This is a genomic window from Pseudoalteromonas neustonica, assembly GCF_001653135.1.
Taxonomy (GTDB): Bacteria; Pseudomonadota; Gammaproteobacteria; order Enterobacterales; family Alteromonadaceae; genus Pseudoalteromonas; species Pseudoalteromonas neustonica.
In genome coordinates this window covers 24,779-46,595 of sequence record NZ_BDDS01000020.1, presented here as the reverse complement: position 1 = coordinate 46,595, position 21,817 = coordinate 24,779, and the positions used below count along the sequence as shown (strand labels likewise).

Here is a 21,817-nt window from a genome sequence, read left to right as displayed (position 1 = left end):
TTGACCATAGTCAACCCCACCTCTACTATTTACCGTTCACAACAATGTCATCTGCTTTTATATTGACTAGCCCATAGCTATGAAGCCGCGAACGGGATCCTTCTCCATGTGCTTTTGGCGGGTAATACTTATCTTTTAGCTCGGGGTACTCACTGAGTATTTCATCAAGCGCAGCACGAATTTCACTTAATGTTTTTTCTAAACTATTGGTAAAATTAGGTCGTTTACGAATTGTATGACCTAGCTCAATCAAACGGTAAAAATATTTATTAGCAAGTTCAAGGAGCTCAACTGGCACATCTTTATTTTGGTTAAGCGTTACATCAGGGTTATCTATACAAAACTCGATTAGTGCTAAATAAAAACACAACGGCTTGTTAGCAAGAGATACCGCCAATATTTGATTTTCAGTATTGCCTAATGTTTTATTATTTAAATCAATCGTAACTTTTACAAACTCAGGAAGCGCTTTCTGAAGTTCTTGTTTTTTCGGGGACAATCGCTGGCGGTGTGTATATTGAATTAATTCAGCCCAGTACCCTAAAAGCAGCGCGCATGTTAAAAGGATCAAAATAACAACAACATCTCTCCATGCCCACCAGAGGTTATTAATAGAGAAAGTTACCGACACTCGCTGATCACTCGTTTGCAAATAATGAAGACGCTGTATTGAATTAGTTGTATTTGATACAGAATCAATAGCGGTGTCACCAATTGCGATTACACGCACTCGATGCGGGGCAAGTTGCAAATTAAGACGCTTAATATAATGTTTTATAGCCTCATTATTACCTGAGTGCTTTAAAAATGTATTTGATAAATCCAACCGCGGTAAATCTAACGCAATACGCTTTTCTGCTTGAGCTATAACTAACGCATCAAGATGGTTTAAGCGAGTATAATCAGACACTTTAAAAAGCCCAAACGAAATAACGAAAAATGAGAAAAATAAAATATAAATCATTTTCTTATTCATCACGTTGCTCTCCTAAATAATCCACACGATTAGTACCACTGTCGCAGCCCCAGTAGGGTTCAACATGGTTAAAATAAGGAGACGTTTGCAACTTAGAAAGCGTCATCAATCTTGCCTGAATAGCGCATAAAAGATCTGTATTTTCATGCTGCATCTTTAAATACCAGCGCGTGCCAACAATGTTATCGCTAATTGGTGTTATATAGTTTTTGGAAAAAGATAATTGATCTTCATCTTTCCAAAATGATGCAATTAAATCAACTTGACCATTAGCAAGTAAGTCTCTTAATTCATTGTGGGAACTTGCGTAAGTAATTTTTAAATTCTCTAAGTTAACACCTAAATTTTTAAACGTTTGTTTGGGTAAAATATGACCTGACCTGCTTGTTGGATAATCAAGTAAACCGATTCGTTTACCTAAGAAATACTGCTTATTAATCTTTGGTTTTTCTTTTGCTGAAATAAAAAAAGCCGTATAGCTAGGAAAGCCGACAATCGGCTGATAATTGTAAGTAGATTCAGCTTTGAATGCAGACATAATATTGTTTTTTGCCAAGATCAGATCAGCAATCCCCTTACCAACAAACTCAATACTGTCTGATGTTCTGTAGCCCCAAAAACCTACAACCTCGCCATATTGTTTTGCAACAACGGCATCCTCACACAAACTTTGAACTAATGAAAACGCTACATTTTTAGAAGGCGCATACACAATTAAATGCTCTTTATTTTGCAATGCTGTCGTTTGGCATCGGGTGGAAGTCTCAATCAACGGCTTTAATGTTCCTACCAATGCATTCGTATTTATTTGCCCACTAAGCCAAGTAAGTAAAAAAAACAGTAACAAAACAGTAACAAAGGTACTTTGTTGCAAGGCAAGGTGCTTAATTTTCAAAAGTTCAACAATCCAAAACTAAAAGTATCCCTATTTGACCAATTTTAATTACTCATTACAATAAGTAATTTTACCCAAAAGAACTAAGCATTTGATTTTTATTATTATTCAATAAGAAATTATGAATCTTATTGAGTCCTTCCTATTTCGCTGAAAATCAGGACAATCTACTTCTAATTATATTGTTCTTAACTGATAAATTATTTTTAGGAAAATGAAAATGTTAAGCAAAATAGTAAACGGAACAAGTTACTTCTTAGCCATAACTCTACTTTTAATCACTAACAATGCACTTGCTTGGGGTCAAAATGGTCATAGGATTATCGGCCAAATTGCTGAAAATCATTTAACTGAGCAAACAAGACTTGCATTAACGCCATTGTTAGAAAATCAAAGTTTACCGCAAATTTCAACTTGGGCAGATGAAATGCGCTCAGACCCGAGTGAGTTTTGGCAAAAAAAATCCTCACGTTGGCACTATATAAATGCCCCAAGTAATAGTAATCACTTTACGCACGATCATTCTCATACATTAAATAAAGAGAACGTTAAAAATATACTTGACGGCATGTACTTCGCAATTAACACATTAAAAGATGATAAAAGTTCACTTGAAGCGAAACGTTTCAGCTTGCGGTTTCTTGTCCATCTAGTGGGCGATAGCCACCAACCATTTCATGCCGGTCGTAAAGAAGACAGAGGCGGAAACAAAATTAAAGTCACATTTTTTGGCCAAAATACCAACCTACACTCACTGTGGGACACGAAGTTAATCGAAAATGAAAATTTATCGTTCACTGAGTTTGCACAATTTATAGATAGTAACAACGCTGAAATAATTTCCGAGTATCTTGCAAGCTCACCGGAGCAATGGTTAACAGAGTCACATAACTTTGCATCTGAATTATATAAACTTAAAAGTGACGAAATTGGATATAGCTATATTTACCAAAATACTCCCATTATTAAAATGCGCTTACAACAGGCTGGGATCAGACTCGCTGGATTGTTAAATAACCTATTTGACAATACGGCAAAACCGTTAGAAAAGGCACTTAAGATGCCAGCTAACATTAATTAAATATAAACCTTAAATAACCTTCACACGGGAATCAACAAAATGAACAAGCTTCGTCTTTCGAAATTAACTGGGGCAGTAATACTTGCTCTAGGCGTTTCAACGAGTGCTATGGCTGCAGACACATCATCAGCAATGCGTGGTAAAATTACAACACCATCAGGTGGCGCTGCTGCCAACGTTAAGATTAAAGTAATTCACCAGCCTACTGGTACTATTAGTGAGTTAACAACCAACGAAAGCGGTACTTTCATCGCCAACGGTCTTCGCGTCGGTGGCCCTTACACTGTGGTTGTCGATTCAGATACTTTTAACGATACAACGTTAGATAACATCTACTTACAGCTTGGCGACACATATCGTTTAAATTCACAGCTAACGCCGTTGAATATGGAAAAAATCGAAGTGTCTGGCTTTAAAATTGTACAGCAGTCAGGTGGTTCTAGCAGTGTGTTTGGTGAAGACACTATCGACAATATGCCAAGCTTTAACCGTGACATTAAAGATATTGCACGTCTTAACCCGCTTGCAAGTATCAATGGTAATGGCGAACTAACTTTTGCGGGCAGTAACCCTCGAAGCAACAGCTTAACTGTAGATGGCATTGGCCAAAACGATGACTTTGGTTTGAACTATGGTGGCTACCCTACCGAGCAACCACCGATCGCCCTTGATGCTATTGAACAAATTTCTGTCGATATTTCACCATTTTCAGCTTCAAAAGGTAACTTCGGTGGCGGTACTATTAATGCAGTAACAAAATCAGGTACTAATGAATTTAAGTTTTCTGGCTTTTACGAAACATCAACCCCAGATATTGCTGGTGATGTTGATAAGATTTCACAAATAACGGAAGATGGTCGCCCAGTTTTAGACGAAGATGGATATAGAACATATAAGATTAATAAAGTTGCTCCAATACAAACTGAAGAGCGTTTTGGCTTTAACATTGGTGGCCCATTAATTGAAGATAAGTTATTTTACTTTGTTAATTACAATAGTTGGAGAAGTGAGCTGGGCCTAGATTACGGCTTTGAAGACTCTGGTACCGTAAACGAGTATGATGTTTCTAAAGAAAGTTATGATAAATTCATCTCAATTTTAGATTCTGTTTACGGCATGCAAGACTCTCTTGGTGGTGACCCAGAAGACACCAATGACTCATTATTAGTTAAATTAAGCTGGAACGTTAATAATGATCACCGTTTAGATTTTACATACCAATGGCAAGATGACCAAGCTGAGAAAAATTTTGGCACCGGTGGTAGCACAGTTAACTTGGCCTCATCACGCTATACCTATGCAACTAAGTTCAACAACTTTTCTACAAAGCTTTATTCTGATTGGAATGAAGATTTTTCGACTGAGATTGGTGTTTCATATAAAGACGTAAGCTCTAATAGTATTACTAATTCAAATATTGGTAGTGTTAAAGTTGAAGAACGTTTTCGTGGACCTGCGTTTGAGTTTGGTACTGATGAATTTCGTCATGCTAACTCTTCATCAACAGAAAACCTAATTCTGACTCTCGATGCGACATACCTTATGGATGAGCATGAGATCAGTTTTGGTGCCCACTATGAATCATTAAACTTATACAATTTATTTGCCGCTAACTCATTAGGTTCTTGGGAGTTTGATACATTTGAGGGATTTGAAAATCGCGAAGTAGGTAACTACAAAGGCGAATATGATTTTTCATACGGCAACGCATATACAAATAACCCAGCAGATACTGCATACGATGCGACTCGCAGCCAGTTAGCACTTTATATCGAAGATACTTTCTATATCGGTGATGATTTAGAAATGACTGCAGGTATTCGTTATGAGCGCCTTTCGTCAGATGATAAGCCTACACTCAATACAAATTTTGCCAACACTTACGGGTTTACTAATCAAGAAAACTTAGATGGTTTAGACATCATCTTACCACGTGTTGGTTTTAAATATTATGCAACAGAAGCTCTGACTATAAACGGTGGAGTGGGTCGTTTCCAAGGGGGTATACCTAACGTTTGGTATAATAACTCATACCAAAATGACGGTATTACTTTTGTAGCAGCTCCGCAAGAAGCGATAGACGCTTATTTTGCAAATAACCCAGCTGATATTACAAAAGTGCCTGACGAAATCCAAGGCACATTAGTACAAGGCGCTGGTAGTACCAACTATGTTGACCCTAACTTTAAACTTCCGTCAAGTATTAGAGCCCAGCTTGGTTTTGAGTACGATTTTAACTCAGACTTACTAGGTGATGGCTTCAAATGGCAAGCTGAAATTGGTTACCATAAAAAAGAAAACGAAGCAGTTTGGCATAACACCGCGATTCGCCCTGTTGGCACAGCGGCTGACGGCGAGCGATTAATTCAAGAAAGTATCTACACAGGCGACTTAAAAGATAATTTTGATATTGCTATGACCAACTCATCGGACAATGGCCGTTCAGTGGTATTTTCGACAGCACTTGCAAAGGAATGGGATAATGGCTTATACATCTCAACTAGCTATGCACACCAAAATATAACTGAAGCAGCTTCAGGCTCATCTTCACGTGCGCAAAGTAATTACCAATATAATATTACTCAAAACCGTAATCAGGATTTAGCGCAACGCGGTTCATATGAAGTTGAACACAGCTTTAAAGTTAACCTTAGTTATAACACTGAACTATTTGCAGGTTATAAAACCAAGTTTAACATGTATTTTGAACGTCGCTCTGGCCGTCCATTTAGCTACACAATGGGCATGTTTAAAGAAGGCAGTTTAGGTGATTCTCGTGACTTTAACTCAAGTTCAGCTTATTTAGCTTATATCCCAACCGGTGCAGATGATACAAATGTCAATTGGGAAAAGTCAGGTATGAGCTGGAACGAACTTGAAGGTTTACTTAATCGCGCTGGAATCTCTGAGCGAGGACAAATCCTTAACCGTAACAGTGGCACTCAACCATGGGTTACAACAATGGATATTAGTATTAAACAAGAAATCCCAGGATTCGCAGAAGGTCATAGCGGAGAAGTTTATTTCATGATAGATAACTTCGCTAATCTATTAAATAGCGACTGGGGAATTGAAAAGCGTTTAGGTTTTTCTGATCAAGCAGTCTATGACTTTAAAGGCTTAGATGACGAAGGTCGCTACATTATAGCTCCTCGCTATAATGGTGCTGATGTACGTAATTATAGTCAAATCACAACGTCATCATCAGCTTGGCAAGCTAAAATTGGCGTTAGCTATAAGTTCTAATCCCCAACATTTTTGTATCAACATGCTAAAAGCCCGTTTTTAACGGGCTTTTTTATGCCCATTGCCTGCTATTTCATATCATTGTCATATTTAACTATTAATTTATATCATAACTTTATTTAAGCTCGATAAAATGAAAATGTGTTCTAAAATACTTTTTATTACAAATTTATGTGCTTTGTAATTTAAATGTAATCAAAAAATAGAGTACAATTCATTTGCTTGGTCTGACCTGAGCAAATAAAGTTCAAAAAAAATATAAAATATATAACCTTACACGGGAAATTAATAATGAAAATTCAATTACGCAAAACAGCTATATCGCTTGCGATAGCTGCATGTGTTGGTGCCAGTGGTGCCGTTTTTGCAAATGAAACTGCATCATCTGTAAAAGGCCAAATAACGGGACCTAATGGCAACCCAGCTGCTGGCACGCAAATAACGATTATTCACGTGCCGTCTGGCTCAACAAAAACAGCAACTGTGAATAACCAAGGTAACTTTTCAACTAAAGGCCTACGTGTTGGCGGCCCGTATAAAATAATAGTTGATTCTGATACATATCAAGATACTCAACTTGATGACATTTATTTAACTCTAGGTCAAACTTACCCTGTATCAGTTGCACTTCGTTCACAGCAAATGGAACAAATTGTTGTTAGCGGCGCGCCAATAAGCTCACAATCAGGTAGCACAGGTCCTGCATCTCATTTTTCATTAGATGACTTAGAAAGTAAACCTGCTATCAACCGCGACTTAAAAGATATAATCCGTGCCGACCCGCGTATTTATATTGATGAGACAAACGCAGGTGCGATTAACTGTGGTGGTGGCAATCCTCGCTTTAATAGCCTTACCGTAGATGGCGTTCGAATGAACGACAACTTTGGCCTAAATTCAAGTGGTTACCCGACTGAAAGAATGCCTTTCTCTTTTGATTCAATTGCACAGGTTGCCGTCGAACTGGCACCTTTTGATGTACACTATGGTGGCTTTACGTCATGTAACATCAACGCTGTAACAAAATCAGGCACAAACGATCTCACTGGTGGCTTCTTTTACGATTATACCAATGACTCAATGTCTGGTGACTCTATTAAAGGCAAAAATGAACCCATTGGTAACTACTCTGAAAAGCGTTATGGCTTCAACGTTGGTCTACCACTAATTGAAGACACATTATTTTTGTTTACTTCATATGAAAAACTTGAAGGCGCAGAAATTTTCTCTTATAGCCCGTTCGCTAATGAGCGTATAGATCAAGCTACTATCGACCGCGTTATCCAAATTTCAAAAGATAAATACAACTATGACCCAGGCACTATGGTACCAAGTATGCCTGTTGAAGATGAAAAAATCTTAATCAAGCTAGATTGGAATATTAGCGATGCTCACCGAGCAAGCTTTGTATATAACTACAACGATGGTTTTTCACTTGCTCAATCAGATACGGGCTCTAGCCGTTTATCACTTTCAAACCATTTTTATGAGCGCGGCGCTGAACTACAGTCTTATGTAACATCTTTTTATTCTGATTGGAGCGACAACTTTTCAACTGAAATCCGTGTAGGTTATTCGAAATTAGATAATCGTCAAAATTCACTCGATGCTGCATCTGGATTTGGTGAGTTTAATGTTGATGTTGGTGACGTTAACGTCTATTTAGGTCCTGATGATTCTCGCCAAGCAAATAAACTTAAGTACGACAATTTATCACTTAAATTTGCAGGTACTTATTACCTAGGAGATCATGAACTTTCATTTGGCTATGAACGTGAAGAATTAGACGTTTTTAACTTATTTGTACAGCATAATGAAGGTGAATACCGCTTTAGTTCTATTGAAGACTTTGAAAAGGGTGTAGCCCGTGTTTATTACGGCAATGCAGCAAGCCATAATACAAGTGACGCAGCAGGTGAGTTTAAGTACGCATTAAATACGTTATACGCTCAAGATAAATTTGATTTAATTGACTACGATTTGTCATTTACTGTTGGCCTTCGTTATGATTTTTACACCAGTAATGACCTACCAACACATAACCAAAATTTTGAAGACCGCTTTGGATTCTCAAATAGCCAAAACTTAGATGGTATTGATTTATTACAGCCTCGCTTAGGTGTTAATTGGATTTATAACGACCAATTAGAACTTCGTGGTGGTATTGGCTTGTACTCTGGTGGCAATCCTAACGTTTGGGTATCAAACAGCTATTCAAATGATGGCGTACGTAATATTCAAATTAATCAAAAGAATATGCAGTTACTTGGCCCTGATGCAGTAGCGTTCAACGGCACTGGCCAACCTGGTTTTGATATTCCTCAAGAACTTTATGATGATGTTGGAAGTGGCAGCGCAGACGCAAGCACAAATGTGACAGATCCTAACTTTAAAATTCCTTCAGAGTGGAAGCTTTCTCTAGGTGGTACGTATATCACTGAAAATGAGTATGTCTTTAATGTTGATTACCTATATACAGACAAGCAAAACTCAGCTGTTATTCGTAACCTTGCGGACGTTAAAACATCTGTAGCGCCTGATGGCCGTCCTGTGTATAGCGATAAATTACACTCTCGTAATTCAGATTTAATGCTTACAAATGTAAAAGGCACTGATGCCTATTCGCAAGTTTTATCATTAGCTATGAGTAAATCGTTTGATAACGGTATTGATTTATCGCTTTCTTATGCTTATACAATGGCAAAAGATATTCACCCGATGACTAGCTCTGTTGCGTTTTCTAACTATCACGGTATCGCGGTATCTGACCCTCAAAATCCTGGTCTTGCGCCATCAAATTATGAAATCCCACATCGCTTTACCATGAGCTTGTCATACAGCCATGAATTTTTTGATGGCTACGATACTAAGTTCAATCTATTTGGACAAGCATCACAAACAAGCCCTTACTCGTACACGTTTGATAGAGATACAAACGGGTTAGGCTTCAATGATAACAGTCGTCAACTTTTATACGTGCCGACACTTGATGATAGCCAAGTTGTATATGCCGATGGCTTCAATCAGGAAGACTTTAACAAGTGGGTTGAAAGCGAAGGCTTAACACGCGGTAAAATTCAAAACCGTAACAGCATTGATGGTGATTGGTGGGTGACGTTAGACTTTAAAGTTGAACAAGAATTCCCAGGTATTACTGCAGATCAAAAAGGTTCTGCTTACTTTGTGGTTAAAAACATCGGCAACATGCTTAATGATGATTGGGGCGTACTAGAGACTGGTAGCTCACTTCAAAGCGCAGTGACAGCTGAAGTTGTAGATGGTAAATATGTTTTTAATAGCTTTAATAACCCATCAGGTGCAACTGTAGACGTTAAACCGTCATTGTGGGAAGTACGTATTGGTGTTAAATACACTTTCTAATTTAGAGTAATATCACTTTAAATTAACTAAAGCCCATCCTTGATGGGCTTTTTATTTACTCATGATTAAGGCGTGTTTAGCTTAATACTTAACTTATCTAAGCATTGTTGTAACACCTGATATTCTTGCTCATCTAATACTGCTAATAACTGTTGCTCCCATGCTAATGCATCTGGTGCTAGCTGCTTATATAATTCATGCCCATCTGATGTTAACTCTAATAGACTCGCGCGTTTATCCTCAGGGTTTAAAATACTGATTATATATTGCTTATCAATGAGTGCTTTTATCGCACGGGATACAGTCGATTTATCCATAGAAGCTTGCATACATAACTCTTTTGCATGACTTTGGCCAAGTTGAGCTAAGTTAAATAAAATACGCCACTGGGGTATAGTTAAATTACTTTGCTGTTGGTAAACACATGCAAACTCTTCACTCATTTTACTGGCTATATTAGCTAATCTGTAGGGTAAAAAGGTTTCTAAATCGAGTGCCATTAATCTGCATCTCCTATTAATTTACAACCATGTTTTAACTGTTCATAAATATGTACACTTATAAAAAGCTTGATGATTGAATTTATTCTCACTTGAGAGTATCTTACAGTAAAACACAAAGGAGTCGAGTGATGACAAGCGAATTAAAATACATGACAGGGTTTGGTAATGAATTTGAAACCGAAGCTTTACCAGGTGCTCTACCTATTGGGCAGTTTAGCCCTCAAAAAGTAAAATACGATTTATATGCAGAACAATTTAGTACAACCGCGTTCACAGCGCCGCGTGCTGATAATCGTCGTACTTGGATGTATCGCATTCGCCCATCTGTTGTACAGGGTGATTACACATCGATTGATAATGGGCTAATTCGTACAGCCCCCATCACTGAAGTGCCGACTCCACCAACGATGCTGCGTTGGAACCCAATTGATATTCCAGCTACACCAACCGATTTTATTGACGGTTTGATCACTATGGCTGCAAACGGCAGTGCCAACGCTCAAACGGGTATTGGTATCCATGTTTACGTCGCTAATAAATCAATGACTGACCGCTATTTTTATAATGCCGACGGCGAAATGTTATTTGTACCGCAACAAGGTGAATTGCTGTTAAAAACAGAGTGCGGTAATTTAACAATTAAAGCAGGCGAAATTGCAGTGATCCCTCGCGGCATTAAGTTTCAAGTTGAATTATTAACTGACTCAGCGCGTGGTTTTATTTGCGAAAACTACGGCCATGCGTATGTTTTAGCTGAGCGCGGTCCAGTCGGTGCTAACGGATATGCCAACGACCGAGATTTTCAATACCCTGTCGCAGCCTTTGAAGATAAAGAAGGCGACTTTGAATTGATTGCTAAATTTAACGGGAATATGTTCCGTTGTGATATCGCTCATTCACCATTAGATGTAGTCGCATGGACAGGAAATAGTGCTCCGTATAAATACGACTTAGCACGCTTTAATGTGATGAATACGGTGAGTTTTGATCACCCAGATCCTTCTATTTTTACTGTTTTAACCTCGCCATCAGGCACCGAAGGCGTAGCAAATATTGATTTTGCCATCTTCCCACCACGCTGGATGGTTGCAGAGAACACTTTCCGCCCGCCGTATTATCACCGTAATATTATGAGTGAATTTATGGGCTTAATTGAAGGTGTATACGATGCTAAAGAACATGGTTTTGTGCCCGGTGGCATGAGCTTGCACAACTGTATGTCACCGCATGGTCCAGAAGCTGATGTGTTTGAAAAAGCCTCTAACGCAGAGCTTGAGCCGCAACGTTACGACAATACACTCGCGTTTATGTTCGAATCTCGTTATGTTATTTCACCAACTAAATATGCCCTTGAAGGCAAAGAACGCCAATCAAACTACACTGATTGCTGGCGTACAATTAAAAAACACTTCACGGCCCCACAAGGATAATAGAATAATGAAACTGTATACTTACTTTCGTTCATCTGCCGCATACCGAGTGCGCATTGCGCTTAATTTAAAAAATATTAGCCATGAGTTAGTGACCGTTAATTTATTAAAGTCAGAACAACAAGGCGCAGAGTACCTTGATAAAAACCCACAAGGTTTACTACCTGCACTTGAAACCGATGAAGGTGTGCTTGCACAATCAATGGCTATTTTAGAATACCTAGAAGAAACACACCCACAAACACCATTACTGTTTGGTAACGCTTGGCAAAAAGCGCAAATTCGTAACTTATGTTATGCCGTCGCGTGCGATATTCACCCTATCGATAACTTACGTGTACTAAAATACTTGAGCAGCGAACTTGGTGCTGACGATGATGCTAAAAATACATGGTATCGTCATTGGGTAGAAATCGGTTTTGAAAAAATTGAAAAATCACTTGATGGTAATAACGACTATTGTGTAGGTAACACACCAAGCCTTGCTGATGTCTGTTTAATTCCACAAGTATTTAATGCTTATCGCTTCAAAGTCGATATGACCGCATATCCAAAGATAGCAGCCATTTATGAACGCTGTAATAAGCTTGATGCGTTTATTGATGCTGCACCACAAAACCAACCAGATGCAGCTTAACCAAATCCTAAGTTTAACTGCCTAATGCGCTATGGAGCACGGTAACGTGCTCTATTAAATCTAAACCCAGTTCTGTTAAATACCCCCCGTCTGGGCTATCAATAACCCCTTTTTCAAATAAACGCTGTGCGGCTTGTTTTAAACTTTCCTCTGCGTCACTATGAAGTTTAAGGCCTTGCATCTTAGTGCTTAGAGGAAATTTAGCTAAAAGTGTAAATTCGTCAATCATTGTTTGGTTAAATTGCATGTGTTCACCTTGTTATTGTTTTGTTGAGCTAATTGTATTAAATAACTGATTTACAAAAGTGATTTAGATCATTTAAATGCACTGTGATTTAATAAAATTACTATCTGTTATTCTTTTGTTGGTTATTTACCCTAACACGTTTTAAGCTTAGTGTAGTTATTTCTAAATGCAAAGGTATAAAATGCGAATTTTAACTATGGTAGGCCTCTGTTTTATCAGTGTAATTTACTCAACAAATAGTTTGGGTAATAATCAAAAAGCGACCTTCCTTATCAATCCAGGTGATCTAATAAGCAACCAAAATATATGCTGGTTTGATGATAAGCGATATAGTGAAGGGGCAATCATATATATGTCTGATACCCGTGTGATCTGCACTCCTAAAAATCCTAGTCAGAGTAATAGCTCTCTTAGCTGGTTAATGATTGATGAAAAAGGCAACATTATTTACCCTAAGAAAGTTAACAAAATTAGCATTAATTAACTTTAACTGCCTAGTCCGATACCTATATCCACGGTGTTGGGTTATAACGCATTGGTATCGAGCAGTAGTTACGTTACAATAGTGCTGACTTTAAACGACAAACAGTGAATTATGAATCAACAACCAAACAATCCATTACATGGCCTAACCCTAGAGCAGATCGTGACGAAACTTGAGCAAACACTCGGGTGGAGAACGATGGGAGAACACGTTGATATTCGCTGTTTTAAATCAGATCCAAGTGTGAAATCCAGCCTTAAATTTTTGCGTAAAACACCTTGGGCCCGTACAAAAGTAGAGCAGTTATATCTTGATAACTGTGTAGAAACAGAACCACAAAATAGCGGTTTTGTATGGCCAAGTATTAAAAAGAAATAAACATATACCACCTCAAGATGCGAGCGTCATTGGAATTTAAAGCGATTTAGGCGAGGCATTGATTGCAAGTAATAGTAGTTCTATTATTAAAATCAATCTCTTATAAAACACTGTATAAATTGCTTTAAAACCAACCCGCTGGGCGTTTCACAGAAACCTATTCTCATCGTTGTACTTCTTAAAAGGGACTGCCATTATTACAAAGAGCCCCTGTGAATCGCTGAATTCTGCATCTTGAGATGGCTTGGGTTTAATCGCACTCTGTGCGCCTATGTTTATTACAACCTTTACTCTGCACACACTACCGCTAATGACTTCGGCTCAATTTCAATAATGAGCTTATCAGCTTCTTTTACCTCACCGTCAATCACGTATTTTATAGTATCAGTGGCGGATATTTCCACACGCCTAGCATTTGTATGATGTGAGTTAAGCGCTAAATGGGCTTGAGTAACACTGCTAAACACTAGTTCAGCAATACTGAGTGCATTTGCTGATGCATCTTGATTAGGGGTTAGCCAATTCACATCTAATAAACCATCATAATGATTTGGTTGCCCTCCTCCTTGCGCGAGCAACGTTGTAAAGGGTGCAGCATTAGCAACAACGAGACTGTTTGTATTAATAACTTGAGGTGCGTTGTCATCAAGTTGCACACTATAATCTTGTGCTTTTTGTGTACCCAGTGCTTGCCAAAACCCTTGTAAATAGGCAAATTGACCTACTGCATTTTTTGTATCTCTATCGGCTTTTTCAATCATACGCTGTTCAAAACCAATTCCTGCAAGTAACAACATTAGTTCGCCGTTACAATATGCGGTATCCATCTGTTTAGTTTGACCATCAATAATCAAATCACACGCGACCTCAACCGGAATCAATTTCGATTGTATTCCCATTAATACATGTGCCAACGCATTAGCCGTACCTAAGGGAATAATCCCTAACTTACAGTCTTGATTAACGAGCACACTGGCTACTTCAGCAACGGTTCCATCTCCACCACACGCGATGATCATATCAGGATTTTCTTTGATTGCTTGCTTTGCAAGCAAAGTACCATTGTGTTCAGCGCTTGTTGTCATCACTTTCAAATCATAATACGCTGATAAACGAGCAATAATTGCATGCTCTTTTTGCTCCCACAATTTGGTGCCAGAGACTGGGTTAGCAATCAAAACTGCTTTATTTTTAATTAATAGCTCCCCTTTTTTGTGGCTTTTTAATAATTGACGTAGCTGATGTTTGTTCAAGTTTGCTGTAGATCGAGTCTCTTTTATTTGCGCTAAAACCTGATGTGCATCTGCATGTTTATTTTGGCTTAACAAATATGCTGCCATTACAAATACCGAACGCCCTCTTCCCAGCGCACAATGAACTACAATGCGACGATTTTCTTTAACATGATGTGCAATCCAGTTAATTGCTTGATTTAGCTGAGAGCGTGTAGGTGCTCGATGATCAAGTACAGGAATATTGAGGTACTTGATGCTTTCTTGCGTTGAACTCCACTCAAGACCATCAAACTCACACGTAACGTCTAAAATAGCCGTAATGCCATTATCTTTTAGCGTATCTATATCTGAGGGAAACAAACGACAGGCTAAAAACAAATGCTCATTTATTTGTTGCAGTGGTGGCACTTTATCGTGCTTACGACTCCACGCATTATAAACCTGTGCGCCGAGTAAAAATGGGATGAATGCCCAGCGTATATAAAATGGAATAACGCCGTTTTCACGTTTGCGAAAAATTTTTGCTATATTAAAAACATACGCACAACCGACCAACGTTAATGATAAGGCTGTCCAGTAAAACAGAACCGAAAAATAACTTGGGCTAACTTGCCACCCCATTATTATAAAAACGATTGCCAACAGTAAATAACTTATTGCCGCCCACATACATGCTCCTTTTAAGTGTTCGTTTTAATATCGAATATTAATCTCATAATTATGAAAATTACTTTGCAAGAATCATGCAGCTAAAAAAATTGTTTTTTATTATGTAGTTAAAATTAAATACCTTGCTGTTACTTTATTAATATTAGTCATATATTCATACTCGTGTTACTTATTTACATTAAATAGGTCATAAAAAAGCCTAGGCTAATAAATAGTCTAGGCTTAATGTAAAACAAGTAGCTAGGGCGTGTTGACCTTTGTGGATTGAAATTTGTTCAATCTAGGGGCGATTTAATCGCGGCGCGAGGTTTGTAATCGAGCGGGCTAAGTTAAAAACCGGGCAAAGCTTACGCGTCCTGCTCACGCCCATTGCCTAAATACCAAACATACTGCTGTAAAATCAATCACGAAAGGTCAACTTGCCCTAGAGTTTACACGTCTATTTTAGTTAACCAACCGTGAGTGTCTTGTGCTTTGCCCCACTGAATATCGTTAAGAGCTTGGCGCAAACGCATGGTTGTTGGTCCTGGCTCACCGCTGCCTACTTTGTACTCTGTATCATTATGGATAAAAGTACCTACTGGCGTTAATACAGCTGCAGTGCCAGAAAGCGCAGCTTCTGTGCCTGGTTTTGCAGCACGCTCTAGTAGCTCTGTTACAGTGAAATTGCGTTCAGATACCGTCATACCTAAATCTTTTGCAATCGTTAAAATACTGCTGCGCGTAACACCGTGTAAAAAAGTACTGTCTAGCGCTTTAGTGATGATTTCGTTGCCATCAATTAAAATAAAATTTGCTGCACCAGTTTCTTGTACATCACCGCCTGGACAGAACAATATTTGATCTGCTTTGTACTTAACCCGTGCGGCAGTAATTGGTGCTAATGCACTCGCGTAGTTACCACCACTTTTGATCATGCCCATATGTGGTGCACAACGCATTCCGTCTTCTTCAAGTAAAACGCGCAGCGCAGTCGCACCACCCGCAAAGTAATCCCCTACAGGCGATAACAATACATATAATAACGAATTGAGTGACGGCACCGCTGCTTTGCCTATTGCCGCCTCAGTACCAATATGTGTTGGGCGGATATACATAGAGCCAGGTGGTAAAGGTGTTTCATCTGCATATTGACGTACAATATCAATGATCATTTTTTCAAGCATGGGTCCATCGACCTCAGGTAAGCTTAATAAATGCGAGCTTTGTATCATACGGGCTATATTGGCATCCATACGAAAAATATACACTGAGCCATCTTCATGGCGAAAGGCTTTTAAGCCCTCAAAACATGTACTTGAATAATGTAATACATGGGCCCCAGCATGTAGTTCAATTTTATCCGAAGGAACAACCGAGCTTTCACTCCACGCATTGTCTGTAAAACGAGCTTGAATCATCTGCGGCATAAATACCGTACCAAACGCTGCCATTTTTATCTCTCTTTATTATTGTGGTCTACTTTAACCCCATTGTATGACAATCATGCACTGTTTAACCATAGCTAAAATAAGGCTTTTAATGACTTCAAAGCAACTGACTGATCAGTTAATTGAAAATACTCGCTTTAATCGACAATTTAGGCTCCATTTAAAGCTAACTTGCGCATTTAGTACCGTAATATTTTATTTCTATTAAATAAATATTCCTGCCAAGATGCTGTTTACTGTTAAGCTAATTAACAACAATGGCTGGAAAATAAAAGCATGGTTGAGCTGTTGTTATTGTTTTTATATAAACAATAGCCCTTTGGGCTTATTGTATCTCCATCTAAATAAATAGATTTTGCCTATATAACCTGTTTCTCAAACTGAGGTGTTTAACATTATAAATTATGATAATCACAAGCTCATTGACATCAACAAGCGTGAATTATTAGCGAAAAGAGTTTAAAAAGAGAAACCACGATCGTTATTTGATCTAATATCTAATATCTAATATCTAATATCTAATATCGAATGTCGAATGTCGAATGTCGAATGTCGAATCTCTAAATACACCATAAAGACGCAGTTTAAACTACTCAGTAAGTTATTTACCATCTTACTGAGTAAGTCACTCTTATTGAATTGTTGTAATAGTTAACTTTAGTTGCTCTATAGCACATCCATAACTACTGGAATTAATGCGATGGTACTGCGTGTTTTTTGCAGCATCTAAACTTACAATAAACTCATCTTGCTGGCCTACCGCAGATTGTTCATTGCTTAAACACATCGCTTGGGTAAGCGAGCGTAATTTTGCATCTGTGAGTATTTTGTCAAAACGCAGCATTGGCAAAGGCGGTATTTTCACTGTCGGTAACGCTTTATCAATACTACGTTTACTCAATATAAAGCCGTATTTTTTCATTTCAACTACAGCGCCTGCAGGCCAATAATTAAACTGGAATTGCTGTTTAGCTAACGATTTCAAATGCACTACCCCATGCTCACCAAGCACCGTTAATACGTTTTCGTGAGGTGATTTAATAACCACAAGACTCGTATTCTCATCAATACCAATGCCATTAGGTTGCATATTTGCATCAAGAGACTTCGCCAAGCCAATTGTACGATTTTGCTCACTAAAATATGTGTCAAGCAACGCAAATGTAATACTACCCACGCCACCTGCTGACACGCTACGTTCTCCGCGCAGCGCAGCTAAACTGGAGATTGGTTTGACCGTGGCAACGGGACCAAATTGAGTACGTCCACCCGATAATAAATTACCACTATAACCTGAAGTTACTAATACTGATGAGTCAGCTATAGCGCTCGTCCACGGGTAGGCATTTCCTTGTGAGTCAAATAACGTTGTCCGTAATCGTTGATCTGTTGCAGTATCAAATTCAGCTCCGATTAAAATAACACCGGTGCTATTTTTAATCCGCTTGATTAGTTTGTCAGTACCTTGTAAACAGGCTGCTTGCTCTATTGCTACACGTTTAGGGTAAACGTTAGCACGGTTATGCACACCAGCCTGAACACGAAATGTATCTAACTGCTCACATTTTTTTTCATGTAATGCTTTGGCAAGCCCTGGTGTCAGTGGCAGCCACTCAAGTGCAACACCGGTCTGCGATAATAACGTTTCATAATAATTAGCTGAAGCATAGGGGTCCCGAGCAGCTGTTGTTATCACTAATAGAGTTGGCTTTTCAGTTTTAACTTTTAAGCTAGCCGCTATAAATTTGTACGTTTTTGTTAACCAATCTTGAGATTTCTTACTATTCTTAGCATCAATACTGAACACGTTACGCAGCCCATCTAAATGCGAGATTTCTAGCATATCAATTACATAATCAAACTCAATTTGCGATAATTCACTCAATTGCTTACTTGCAATATCACGCCATGCCCATAACAATTCTTGTTTGCTAAGGGGCAACGGATGCTGTTTAAGCAGTGTATTTAAATGACTGACAGTTGCTACTAATTGGCTTTTGTCGTCTGTTGGCCAATTAATTTCTAACCTTTTGATTGCTTTTGGCGTTAATGAATAAAGCGCGCCTTTTTCATTCCTCAATGGGGTGTCTATATTACAAAACTGTGGGCTCAAAGTGGTGCAGGTCTCAATTTCGCTGCCCATGATAATCAATGTTTGTTCTTTATTATCAGCAAATACTGACGAAGAACCAGCAAGCAAACAGAGTAAAAACACCCTGCGTTTAACACGTGAAATAAATCCAAGTGACTGTATTAGCATAACTAATCTATACCCAATAATTAAACACTGTCTGTATTGTTAACCATCTAGTTATTAACAACAAGCTGAGCTATAAAATAAATAAAATATGTAGGACGTGTTTGATCTTTTAGCGTTGGTTTCGCCAACTTTCCTGTATTGATCTACATCTATACCCAAACCACCTCAAGATGCGAGCGTCGTTGGAATTTAAAGCGATTTAGGCAAGGCATTGATTGCAAATAATAGTGGTTCTATTGTTAAAATCAATCCCTTATAAAAGTAACGCAGTATAAATCGCTTTAAAACCAATACGATGGGCGTTTCACAGGAACTCACTCTCATCGTTGTTACTTATTAAAAGGGATTGCCATTGTTGCAAAGTAACGCCTTGATATTGCGCCCCTGTGAAACGCTAAATTCTGTATCTTGAGGTAGCTTGGCTATATGTCGTCGTATATAAGTAATTTGTCACTGAATGGGTTATTTAACTCGCCACACTGATAACGTTTTTAATAAAGTTGTATAACCACACTTTAATAACGTGCGCTCTATGTGTGCATTATGCAGGGCTTAACATCAGGCGCTATTTTAAATAAAGTAACACGATGAAGTAAGCCCCTTTGAAATGCCTGAATGATTAATTTAACGCGCCTTAGATATGTCCTGATGCGGTATTCGTCGCCGCAGCTATTTTTGATACCAAGAGCTGCTCTACTCGAATACCTTCTACATCTACAACTTCAAACTTAAAACCACCGTATTGAATATACTCAGCCCGTTTGGGGATGCGCTTCATCATATAAATCAAATAGCCAGCAACTGTTTCGTAATGCATTTGATCTGGGAACTCGTCAACATCCAGTACTTTAGCCAGTTCAACTATTGGCGTTAGACCATCGACTAACCACGAGTTTTCATCACGTTCAATAATTAATTCATCGCCAGTATGAGTTATTAAATCTCCCATAAACCCTTTCATAAGATCTTTAACGGTCACAATACCCACCACTAAAGCGTACTCATTAACCACCACAGCAAAAGGTTTAGCTGCGCCTTTAAATGCATTTAATGCCTCTGATAAGCTGAGTGTCTCTGGCAAATAGAAAATATCTTTTTCTAATAAATCATCATTAATATTCGCCGCTTCGCCTTTGAGCACTTGACGTAGAATATCTTTAGACTCAACTGAGCCAATTAGTTTGTCTAAGTTACCATTGCATACTAAAAAGTGATTATGCGGATGATCGATAATTTTACTCGAAATATCAGCACTGGCTTCTTTAATATCAAAATACACAATTTGATCACGTGGTGACATTACGCTGGATAAGAAGCGGGCTTCTAGATCAAACACATTACCAATTAAATCGTATTCTTGTTGTTGCAGACTACCGTATTCCGCGCCAGCATCCATCATTGCCACTATATCTTCTGTGGTTACAATATCTTCACGTTCAGCTGGCACGTTAAATAGCCGTAGCACAATATTAGTGACACCATTAAAAAACAATACCAGCGGTGTTAAAGCAAACGTCACCCAACGCATAATAGTAACAACCCGCACAGCAACAGCTTCCGGCAAAATCATGGCTAAGCGTTTCGGCAATAAATCAGCAAATAAAATAAATAAAGAGGTAATCGCTAAAAACGATAAAATAAAGCTCATTTGCTCAAGCAAAGGTCCTTGATAAAATATCGTCAGTACACTTTCAACGTATGGCGAAAGTGCTTGTTCACCAACTATACCGCCTAAAATCGCAATCGCATTTAGCGCAATCTGGATCATGGCAAAAAATGCACCCGGTTTTTCTTGTAATTTTAAGACCGCAGCAGCTTTAATATTACCTTCATCAGCCATGACTCTTAATTTTATTTTACGTGATGCGGCTATCGCAATTTCTGACATCGCAAACAACGCACTGATCAAGATTAATAAGCCAATCCCGATTAAATCACCCATTTATAGCTCCAAAAATAAACGCTTTTATAAGCAAAAGCAGCTGGATTATAGCCTCTTTTAAATGCGGAGCAATTTATATTTAAATAATATTAAAAAGCATTTAATATCAATGTAATAGATAGTGTAAGTGTTGTTTTTAAGTGAGATAAACTAAAAATCTGGCAGTACTCTATAAAATAGACATGTACGCAAAGTAGTGCAGCATCATATTTATCAATAGTGCGAAAAGGCACTAAGCAATTTTGATTTAATTGAAGGGTCTAAGTTTTTATTACACGCAAAGTATAAAGGCGGTTGTTCTACGTTTAAACGATAAACAGATTTTAATGATGTAGCAACGTGATTTATTGATTCTTCATAACGAACACGTTGCTCCGGCAATACAACCAAATCAATACTACTTTTACGGTTTTTTATAATTTTAAATATGTTATCGAAGCTATTAATCAGCATCAAGTTTTTTCCATCTTCAAAGCCTTGTGAACGCAAATATTGATGACTGTAGTTATCTTTTAGTACTGCGACATTCATTTTTTTTGCGTCATTGAGCTCAGTGATCGTAATATTTTTTGAATCAAGTGCATACAAATATGTTTTTAATTCAGCTATTTCAGCGACCCAAAAAAGCTTGTTTTCTCGTTCTGATGAACGAACGACTGAGAAAATACATGTTTGGGGGTCTCTTAAGGCTGTATTAAATACGGTACTCCAATTATTAACTGAAAGTGTGTAATCAATCTTTGCTTGATCAAGTACTAAGCGTACTTTATCGGCAACATAACCCACTAAACGATCGTTTTCATCTAAGTATTGGGCAGGCGGGAAGTTTTCCGTAACTACATGTAATTTAGCTACGCATTGATTACTAATAATTATAAATAAAAAATAACACCATTTAGCCACTGTTGCCCCACAGATTTTTTTTATATCATTCTTTTATATAAGTTGAATATAGCGGCAAATTACGGGTATGTGAATAAAAACAGACCACAAAGGGTCTGTTTTTTAATGCGTACCGAATAA

Annotated in this window: 16 protein-coding genes; 7 read left to right on the top strand and 9 right to left on the bottom strand. The window is 38.1% G+C overall.

Going from position 1 to position 21,817, the window contains the following annotated elements; translation table 11 throughout:
- Nucleotides 1-25: 25 nt before the first annotated feature.
- Together A7967_RS18745 and A7967_RS18740 are read right to left on the bottom strand one after the other, a co-directional pair.
- Nucleotides 26-976 carry a hypothetical protein gene (locus A7967_RS18745; RefSeq protein ID WP_064435971.1) on the bottom strand — a complete coding sequence of 317 codons (951 nt, stop codon included), beginning with the start codon at nt 974-976 and terminating at the stop codon, nt 26-28.
- On the bottom strand, nt 969-1,871 hold the full coding sequence (locus tag A7967_RS18740; protein ID WP_064435970.1) for a PhnD/SsuA/transferrin family substrate-binding protein: 903 nt from the start codon (nt 1,869-1,871) through the stop codon (nt 969-971). Before A7967_RS18740 ends, A7967_RS18745 begins: the two co-directional genes overlap by 8 nt.
- Before the next feature lie 220 nt (nt 1,872-2,091).
- Between A7967_RS18740 and A7967_RS18735 the strand changes: the two genes are divergently transcribed.
- The 3 genes from A7967_RS18735 to A7967_RS18725 all read left to right on the top strand — a co-directional run bounded on the left by A7967_RS18735 (nt 2,092) and on the right by A7967_RS18725 (nt 9,579).
- On the top strand, nt 2,092-2,952 hold the full coding sequence (locus tag A7967_RS18735; RefSeq protein WP_064435969.1) for a S1/P1 nuclease: 861 nt from the start codon (nt 2,092-2,094) through the stop codon (nt 2,950-2,952).
- Nucleotides 2,953-2,991: 39 nt separating this feature from the next.
- On the top strand, nt 2,992-6,198 hold the full coding sequence (locus tag A7967_RS18730; RefSeq protein ID WP_064435968.1) for a TonB-dependent receptor: 3,207 nt from the start codon (nt 2,992-2,994) through the stop codon (nt 6,196-6,198).
- Between the two features lie 291 nt (nt 6,199-6,489).
- The gene (locus A7967_RS18725) at nt 6,490-9,579 is read left to right on the top strand and encodes a TonB-dependent receptor (RefSeq protein ID WP_064435967.1); all 3,090 of its coding nucleotides are present in this window, start codon (nt 6,490-6,492) and stop codon (nt 9,577-9,579) included.
- A gap of 65 nt (nt 9,580-9,644) precedes the next feature.
- Here A7967_RS18725 and A7967_RS18720 read toward each other — a convergent pair whose 3' ends face one another.
- Nucleotides 9,645-10,079 carry a MarR family winged helix-turn-helix transcriptional regulator gene (locus A7967_RS18720; protein WP_064435966.1) on the bottom strand — a complete coding sequence of 145 codons (435 nt, stop codon included), beginning with the start codon at nt 10,077-10,079 and terminating at the stop codon, nt 9,645-9,647.
- Between the two features lie 131 nt (nt 10,080-10,210).
- Between A7967_RS18720 and hmgA the strand changes: the two genes are divergently transcribed.
- A complete protein-coding gene (gene hmgA / locus A7967_RS18715; protein ID WP_064435965.1) occupies nt 10,211-11,512 on the top strand; it encodes a homogentisate 1,2-dioxygenase in 1,302 nt (433 codons plus the stop codon).
- Nucleotides 11,513-11,519: 7 nt separating this feature from the next.
- On the top strand, nt 11,520-12,149 hold the full coding sequence (gene maiA, locus A7967_RS18710; RefSeq protein ID WP_054205955.1) for a maleylacetoacetate isomerase: 630 nt from the start codon (nt 11,520-11,522) through the stop codon (nt 12,147-12,149).
- Nucleotides 12,150-12,162: 13 nt separating this feature from the next.
- Here the strand turns inward: maiA and A7967_RS18705 are convergent, their stop codons facing one another.
- Entirely contained in the window at nt 12,163-12,396 is a 234-nt protein-coding gene (locus A7967_RS18705) for a TIGR02647 family protein (RefSeq protein WP_054455730.1), read from the bottom strand.
- A 181-nt stretch (nt 12,397-12,577) separates the two neighbouring features.
- Between A7967_RS18705 and A7967_RS18700 the strand changes: the two genes are divergently transcribed.
- Nucleotides 12,578-12,880, top strand: a complete 303-nt coding sequence (locus A7967_RS18700) for a DUF1496 domain-containing protein (protein ID WP_054455728.1) — start codon at nt 12,578-12,580, stop codon at nt 12,878-12,880.
- 111 nt (nt 12,881-12,991) lie between these two features.
- Nucleotides 12,992-13,258 (top strand): VF530 family protein, encoded by a 267-nt coding sequence (locus A7967_RS18695; protein WP_054205952.1) that lies wholly within the window; start codon nt 12,992-12,994, stop codon nt 13,256-13,258.
- Between the two features lie 287 nt (nt 13,259-13,545).
- Here A7967_RS18695 and A7967_RS18690 read toward each other — a convergent pair whose 3' ends face one another.
- From A7967_RS18690 to A7967_RS18670, 5 genes are all read right to left on the bottom strand, one after another.
- The gene (locus A7967_RS18690; RefSeq protein ID WP_064435964.1) at nt 13,546-15,162 is read right to left on the bottom strand and encodes a diacylglycerol kinase family protein; all 1,617 of its coding nucleotides are present in this window, start codon (nt 15,160-15,162) and stop codon (nt 13,546-13,548) included.
- 431 nt (nt 15,163-15,593) lie between these two features.
- Nucleotides 15,594-16,595: a branched-chain amino acid aminotransferase gene (locus A7967_RS18685; RefSeq protein WP_054205950.1), complete on the bottom strand. Its 1,002-nt coding sequence runs from the start codon at nt 16,593-16,595 to the stop codon at nt 15,594-15,596.
- A gap of 628 nt (nt 16,596-17,223) precedes the next feature.
- On the bottom strand, nt 17,224-18,852 hold the full coding sequence (locus tag A7967_RS18680; RefSeq protein ID WP_054455724.1) for a type 1 glutamine amidotransferase family protein: 1,629 nt from the start codon (nt 18,850-18,852) through the stop codon (nt 17,224-17,226).
- Nucleotides 18,853-19,486: 634 nt separating this feature from the next.
- Nucleotides 19,487-20,794 (bottom strand): polyamine export protein PaeA, encoded by a 1,308-nt coding sequence (gene paeA / locus A7967_RS18675; protein ID WP_054205948.1) that lies wholly within the window; start codon nt 20,792-20,794, stop codon nt 19,487-19,489.
- A gap of 213 nt (nt 20,795-21,007) precedes the next feature.
- Nucleotides 21,008-21,697, bottom strand: a complete 690-nt coding sequence (locus tag A7967_RS18670) for a substrate-binding periplasmic protein (protein ID WP_054455722.1) — start codon at nt 21,695-21,697, stop codon at nt 21,008-21,010.
- Nucleotides 21,698-21,817 lie beyond the last annotated feature (120 nt).

What these genes read in the sequence shown, in the direction of transcription:
- A7967_RS18745 (WP_064435971.1), bottom strand. Translation starts at nt 976, where the DNA reads ATGAATAAGAAAATGATTTATATTTTATTTTTCTCATTTTTCGTTATT.
- A7967_RS18735 (WP_064435969.1), top strand. Translation starts at nt 2,092, where the DNA reads ATGTTAAGCAAAATAGTAAACGGAACAAGTTACTTCTTAGCCATAACT.
- A7967_RS18730 (WP_064435968.1), top strand. Translation starts at nt 2,992, where the DNA reads ATGAACAAGCTTCGTCTTTCGAAATTAACTGGGGCAGTAATACTTGCT.
- A7967_RS18725 (WP_064435967.1), top strand. Translation starts at nt 6,490, where the DNA reads ATGAAAATTCAATTACGCAAAACAGCTATATCGCTTGCGATAGCTGCA.
- A7967_RS18720 (WP_064435966.1), bottom strand. Translation starts at nt 10,079, where the DNA reads ATGGCACTCGATTTAGAAACCTTTTTACCCTACAGATTAGCTAATATA.
- hmgA (WP_064435965.1), top strand. Translation starts at nt 10,211, where the DNA reads ATGACAAGCGAATTAAAATACATGACAGGGTTTGGTAATGAATTTGAA.
- maiA (WP_054205955.1), top strand. Translation starts at nt 11,520, where the DNA reads ATGAAACTGTATACTTACTTTCGTTCATCTGCCGCATACCGAGTGCGC.
- A7967_RS18705 (WP_054455730.1), bottom strand. Translation starts at nt 12,396, where the DNA reads ATGCAATTTAACCAAACAATGATTGACGAATTTACACTTTTAGCTAAA.
- A7967_RS18700 (WP_054455728.1), top strand. Translation starts at nt 12,578, where the DNA reads ATGCGAATTTTAACTATGGTAGGCCTCTGTTTTATCAGTGTAATTTAC.
- A7967_RS18695 (WP_054205952.1), top strand. Translation starts at nt 12,992, where the DNA reads ATGAATCAACAACCAAACAATCCATTACATGGCCTAACCCTAGAGCAG.
- A7967_RS18690 (WP_064435964.1), bottom strand. Translation starts at nt 15,162, where the DNA reads ATGTGGGCGGCAATAAGTTATTTACTGTTGGCAATCGTTTTTATAATA.
- A7967_RS18685 (WP_054205950.1), bottom strand. Translation starts at nt 16,595, where the DNA reads ATGGCAGCGTTTGGTACGGTATTTATGCCGCAGATGATTCAAGCTCGT.
- A7967_RS18680 (WP_054455724.1), bottom strand. Translation starts at nt 18,852, where the DNA reads ATGCTAATACAGTCACTTGGATTTATTTCACGTGTTAAACGCAGGGTG.
- paeA (WP_054205948.1), bottom strand. Translation starts at nt 20,794, where the DNA reads ATGGGTGATTTAATCGGGATTGGCTTATTAATCTTGATCAGTGCGTTG.